The 6,165-nt window shown below is 52.6% G+C and carries 6 protein-coding genes; all 6 read left to right on the forward strand.

The genetic code is table 11. The annotated features are described in order from the left end of the window. Window positions 1-213, forward strand: a 213-nt coding sequence (locus JJB97_RS17245) for a hypothetical protein (RefSeq protein WP_238715321.1), incomplete at its 5' end; no start/stop codon positions are given. A gap of 400 nt (window positions 214-613) precedes the next feature. After that, the gene (locus JJB97_RS17250) at window positions 614-1,174 is read left to right on the forward strand and encodes an Ail/Lom family outer membrane beta-barrel protein (RefSeq protein WP_238715326.1); all 561 of its coding nucleotides are present in this window, start codon (window positions 614-616) and stop codon (window positions 1,172-1,174) included. 440 nt (window positions 1,175-1,614) lie between these two features. Continuing rightward, window positions 1,615-2,004 carry an LptM family lipoprotein gene (locus JJB97_RS17255; protein WP_238715322.1) on the forward strand — a complete coding sequence of 130 codons (390 nt, stop codon included), beginning with the start codon at window positions 1,615-1,617 and terminating at the stop codon, window positions 2,002-2,004. Window positions 2,005-2,749: 745 nt separating this feature from the next. Beyond that, window positions 2,750-3,379 carry a BapA/Bap/LapF family prefix-like domain-containing protein gene (locus JJB97_RS17260; RefSeq protein ID WP_238715323.1) on the forward strand — a complete coding sequence of 210 codons (630 nt, stop codon included), beginning with the start codon at window positions 2,750-2,752 and terminating at the stop codon, window positions 3,377-3,379. Next, on the forward strand, window positions 3,364-4,662 hold the full coding sequence (locus tag JJB97_RS17265) for an Ig-like domain-containing protein (protein ID WP_238715324.1): 1,299 nt from the start codon (window positions 3,364-3,366) through the stop codon (window positions 4,660-4,662). Before JJB97_RS17260 ends, JJB97_RS17265 begins: the two co-directional genes overlap by 16 nt. Then, on the forward strand, window positions 4,607-6,165 hold a 1,559-nt coding region (locus JJB97_RS17270; protein ID WP_238715325.1), incomplete at its 3' end, for an Ig-like domain-containing protein. The genes JJB97_RS17265 and JJB97_RS17270, both read left to right, overlap by 56 nt.

Raw genomic sequence — 6,165 nt, forward strand, 5'->3', positions numbered from 1 at the left:
GCTGGTTTATTAGTGCTGAGTTTGTGGGGATCCCTCAGCTGCGAGCGGGGCGTTCAGCGTTGTAGATATACGGGTATAACCGCCTGCAACAGGCTTAAAATATTACAAAACCAAAAGGCCGCTATATTTTACTTAAGCCATATCCCATCGAAAAAACAAAACATTTATCCAAAAAAAGCGCGCACGCCTTCTTATTTAATTTACCAAAAATAGAACCAACAGCACTTTGCACCAAAAAAATCGATCATATTCACCGGGCCAAACAAGCCGCTTCGCATAAAAAACCGCCATGCGATGATCAATAAATAAATGAAAAATCCTATTAAAAGCCGATCTAAACATTGAAGGATTTATGACATCTCACCTGGAGAAGATCGGTCAGCCAAAAAAATCAGAATTTCCCCTATTGTCTTTCATTGACACGCGTAGAAGAAAGACTTTTAATAACTCAATAAATATCGGAATGGCTCATAATACTTCCCGGATAACTAAAAGATCACCTGGAAATAAGACCTCCGTACAAATTAAACCACACCAAACAAATTAAAACCGAACGGGATTCACAAAGCTTCTCCTGACTGTAAGTAAATTAATATCGATAAGGAATATAATGATGAAAGCACTCTCTCTGGCAATATTTCTGGCCTCATCAGTAGCAAGCACGATGGCCTTTGCAGATAACCAAACTGTGTCTGTTGGCTATGCGCAAAGTAAAGTACAGGATTTTAAAAATATCCGTGGCGTAAACCTCCAGTACCGCTATGAATTCACCTCTCCAGTCAGCGTTGTCGCCTCATTTACCTATATGAAAGGCGACCAGGAGCAGAATAATTCAATGGGCAGCGAAACTATCGTCGATCGCGCTGATGTTAAATATTATTCTCTTCTCGCCGGGCCGGCTTACCGCTTTAATGAATACGTTTCACTCTATGCATTAGGCGGCGTCGCGCAAAGCAAAGCGAACGCGAATTCACAGTGGCTTAGCGCTAAAGGCGAGGTCAAAGGCAACGGAAGCATGTCTTTAAAATCCACTTCCTTCGCCTATGGCTTTGGTGTCGCCATCAATCCGGTAAATAATTTTGCTATTAATATTGGTTATGAAGGCACCAAAGTCAGCCTGGACGGCAACCGTTCTATCAACGGCTTCAATGTAAGTCTGGGTTATCGTTTCTGATTAAGCCCCCCAGCGTTCATTGTTTCCGGTACAAACCGGAAACAATGAACTTCACTTTTTTAATTTACAGGCGTCCCGCCAGCGTTTATTTGTCTGCCAGGCATCAGGCAACATTTATTACCTCTGCCATATCACAACGCCGTATCCCCAACGCTTGCGCCATAACAAGCAGACTATTATTTCAATTAGTCGCACAAAATTTCATTAAAATTAATAAGACAGGTTGCTTTTCCGTTTACGCTTAAAACCGCATTCGTCTGCGTATACTTACATCCAAATAGGAATTCATCTTACATATAGCCCAAAATTCCTTAAATACGGCATACCGACAGGGACTGGGTATTTACTTTTTCCTGATACCATAGATAACATAACGGCTCGATAATTCTTAATTTTTATTTCGCGTAACGTGACGGAAATTAACAAGGGACTATTAGTTAATGAAAAAATTAACGATCTGGCTTACCGCTATTGCTATGGCTGGCGCACTGACTGGCTGCGCGCGTACCGCACCCATCACTCAAGTTCATACAACCATTGGTACGGGCCATACGCAGGATCAGGTTAAAAAAGCCATCCTGAAGGCCGGCGCAGAACGCCAGTGGATAATGGCGGAAGCTGGTCCCGGGCTTATTAAAGCGCGTCAACAGTCGCGCGGACATGACGCGGTCATTTCCATTCCTTACAGCGCAACCGGTTACGATATTAAATATGCCGACAGCCGCAATCTACGTGCCGGCGGCGGAAAAATACATAAAGCCTATAACCGCTGGGTGCGTAACCTCGATAAAGACATTCAGCTTAATTTGTCAGCAGGCGCAAACCTGTAACCGGAAATAACCGGCCATACTACCGGGCCAGGCATGGCCCGATAATCTGTTTTGCTCCTGGCACGCATCTATTTCTGCTAGCTATGGCTAAACAAACGCAGTATGCAAAGTGGCCCTTCCTTAATGTTTTCTACACAAATATTATCCCTACAGCACTATTACGCCTCAGTATTAGCGCTTAATATCGCGATTGTTTTAAACAAACCATAGCATTTTGCAGGGTTAGCAATCTTTTATAGCTGTAGTAACGTCTTTCATATTACCGGTTCCTGCCAGGCGCATATTTCCGCGATACTTCGCCACCTGTTTTAAGTTACCGTCATTAACGTTTTATGTATTACCTGCTTACGCACCTACGTAATTCACATGCAGTTTAGCTGAGTAAATATCAGTTTTGAGATCTGGCTCACTCTCTGAAATATTTCTCAAATAAATAAAAATATATTTATATTTCAAACGGATGTAATTTCACACCCATATATCAGGCAGAGAAAAATAAACTTTTCCGCATTCACATTGCTTTTCGGGAACTACAATCTAAAATCGAATAACCAGTAAAAGTTGTTAACAGTTCATTGCAGGTACTACTACATCTTTCTGCCTCTTCGGTCACATCATGATTGATGTAAGCCGCGCTTTTGTCCGGCTTTTTTACAAGACCAGAAGTAATCAGTAAGAAATCACAGTTGGTTAACACAGCGCGTGTCAATCAGGATCAACCGCCTTAAAAGTGCGAGGCTCAAAAATGGCGAACATCGCAATTATTAATAATGACGGCAGTGTACTTAACAGTGTGAACAGCAGTGAGATCAATTTAACTTCTCCCGGGATTGTGAAACTGCAAATTAATCCGAAAGACGTTTCAGATATGTCCCGTACCGGCAACGATCTTCATCTCACACTCAATACCGGTGAAAAGGTCACGCTGAAAAACTTCTTTAACACCGACGCGCAAGGCCACAACAGCAAACTGGTGCTTCAGGATGAACAGGGCGCGCTCTGGTGGGTGCAGGATCCACAAGCCGGCATCAGCAGTATCCAGCCTGTTGGCGATATCAGCGCACTGGGTGAAGAGGAAAGCAACCACTCAGGTCTGGCGCCGTGGATACTGGCAGCCGCGGGCGCATTAGGCGTCGGCGCGCTGATCGCCGGGGAAAATAACGATAATGACCATCATCCTTCATCGAACGTCGGCAACAGCGGCGGCAACGACACAACTGCGCCGGATCCGACCACAAATCTACGAGTGACCGATGATAAAGCCCCGGTTGTCGGCAATATCGCCAACCACGGCGCGACTAACGATACGACCCCAACGCTGAAGCAGGCAGCAAAGTCACGATTTACGACGGTAATACCGTGCTGGGCAGCGTAACTGCTGGCAGTGATGGAAAGTGGAGCTTTACCCCTTCCTCACCTCTTAAAGACGGTGAGCATAATCTGACCACGACCGTGACCGATGCAGCGGGTAATACCAGCGAACGCTCGCCGGTGTTCACGCTGACGGTAGACACTGTCGCTCCTGGCGCCTCCGCTATTGCCGCCAGCGACAATACCTCTCCCCAGACAGGCCCGCTTACCAGCGGCTCATCTACAAATGACGCTACGCCAACTCTCAATGGTAAAGCCGAAGCTGGTAGCGTAGTCACAATTTATGACGGTAACACTCTCCTTGGCAGCGTCGTCGCAGGCAGCGACGGCAAATGGACATTCACCCCGTCCACGGCATTAAGCGAAGGCGAGCACAGCCTCAGTACGACGGTGACCGATGCCGCAGGCAACGTGAGCGAACGTTCTGATTTCTTCGCCGTCAAGGTGGATACTTCCGCCCCTGACGCCTCAGCGCCCGTCGCAACGGATAACACGGCGCCGCAAACTGGCGCTTTGCCAAATGGCGCAGCCACTAACGATACAACGCCAACCCTGAACGGCAGCGCGGAAGCGGGCAGCAAAGTCATCATTTACGACGGCAACGCCATACTCGGCAGCGTTGTGGCAGGCAGCGACGGCACATGGCGCTTTACTCCCTCCTCCCCGTTAAGCCAGGGGTCACACAGCCTGACAATTACCGTAACAGACGCCGCGGGCAACGTCAGCGAACGCTCGCCAGCCCTGGCCATTACCGTTGATACCCAGGCGCCAGGCGTGCCAACGCTGCAAACCCTGGCCGATAACGTGGGCACGATACAAGGTAATCTCAGTCGCGGCGACACCACCGATGACACAACGCCAACGCTGAGCGGCAGCGCGGAAGCGGGCAGCAAAGTCATGATTTACGATNACAGTGGGGATATCACCAACGATACCACCCCCACCTTCGCCGGCTCCGGCCAGGCCGGGGAGATCGTCACTATTTATGACGGCGACAACGCTATCGGATCCACCACCGTGGACGAGAACGGCGCCTGGTCCTTCACCCCCGCCGATCCGCTGGGCGAAGGCAGCCACACCATCACCACCACCGTCACCGACGCCGCCGGCAACGAGAGCGCCAAATCGCCGTCCCTCGACTTCACCGTTGATACCGAAGCTCCGGACGCGCCGGCCAGCGCGCCGANCAACGCCAACGCTGAGCGGCAGCGCGGAAGCGGGCAGCAAAGTCATGATTTACGATGGCAGCACCCTGCTTGGCAGCGTAACCGCAGGCAGCGACGGTAAATGGACGTTTACGCCGCCTGCGCTGGGGCAGGGATCGCATAATTTCACCATTACAGCAACCGATGCCGCAGGTAACGTCAGCGCCCGTTCACCGGCATTTTTGATTACTATCGACACTGACGCTCCGGCAAACGCCCAGGCGCCCACAGCTACCGATAACGTAATGCCGGTGACCGGCGCTATTAACAACGGCGACACCACCAACGATACCACCCCCACCTTCGCCGGCACCGGAGAAAGCGGTGATACCGTTACCATTTACGATGGCGACAACGCCATCGGCTCCACCATCGTGGACGAGAACGGCGCCTGGTCTTTCACCCCCGCCGAACCGCTGGACGAAGGAGAGCACACCATCACCACCACCGTCACCGACGCCGCCGGTAACGAGAGCGACAGATCGCCGTCGCTTTCCTTCACCATTGATAACGGCGCGCCAGGTGAACCCAATCCACCGACTGATGCGCCGACCGCAACAGATGACGCAGAACCGGTGACTGGCGTCATTAACAGCGGCGACAGCACCAACGACGCCACCCCCACCTTCGCCGGCTCCGGCCAGGCCGGGGAGATCGTCACTATTTATGACGGCGACAACGCTATCGGATCCACCACCGTGGACGAGAACGGCGCCTGGTCCTTCACCCCCGCCGATCCGCTGGGCGAAGGCAGCCACACCATCACCACCACCGTCACCGACGCCGCCGGCAACGAGAGCGCCAAATCGCCGTCCCTCGACTTCACCGTTGATACCGAAGCCCCGGACGCGCCGGCCAGCGCGCCGACCGCGACAGATGACGAACAACCGGTCACCGGCATCATTAACAGCGGCGACAGCACCAACGATACCACCCCCACCTTCGCCGGCTCCGGCCAGGCCGGGGAGATCGTCACTATTTATGACGGCGACAACGCTATCGGATCCACCACCGTGGACGAGAACGGCGCCTGGTCCTTCACCCCCGCCGATCCGCTGGGCGAAGGCAGCCACACCATCACCACCACCGTCACCGACGCCGCCGGCAACGAGAGCGACAGATCGCCGTCGCTTTCCTTCACCATTGATAACGGCGCGCCAGGTGAACCCAATCCACCGACTGATGCGCCGACCGCAACAGATGACGCAGAACCGGTGACTGGCGTCATTAACAGCGGCGACAGCACCAACGACGCCACCCCCACCTTCGCCGGCTCCGGCCAGGCCGGGGAGATCGTCACTATTTATGACGGCGACAACGCTATCGGATCCACCACCGTGGACGAGAACGGCGCCTGGTCCTTCACCCCCGCCGATCCGCTGGGCGAAGGCAGCCACGCCATCACCACCACCGTCACCGACGCCGCCGGCAACGAGAGCGCCAAATCCCCATCCCTTGACTTCACCGTTGATACCGAAGCTCCGGACGCGCCGGCCAGCGCGCCGACCGCGACAGATGACGAACAACCGGTCACCGGCGCTATCAGCAGCGGCGACAGCACCAACGATACCACCCCCACCTTCGC

Origin of the sequence: Tenebrionibacter intestinalis (genome assembly GCF_016632365.1) — a bacterium.
Taxonomy (GTDB): domain Bacteria; phylum Pseudomonadota; class Gammaproteobacteria; order Enterobacterales; family Enterobacteriaceae; genus Tenebrionibacter; species Tenebrionibacter intestinalis.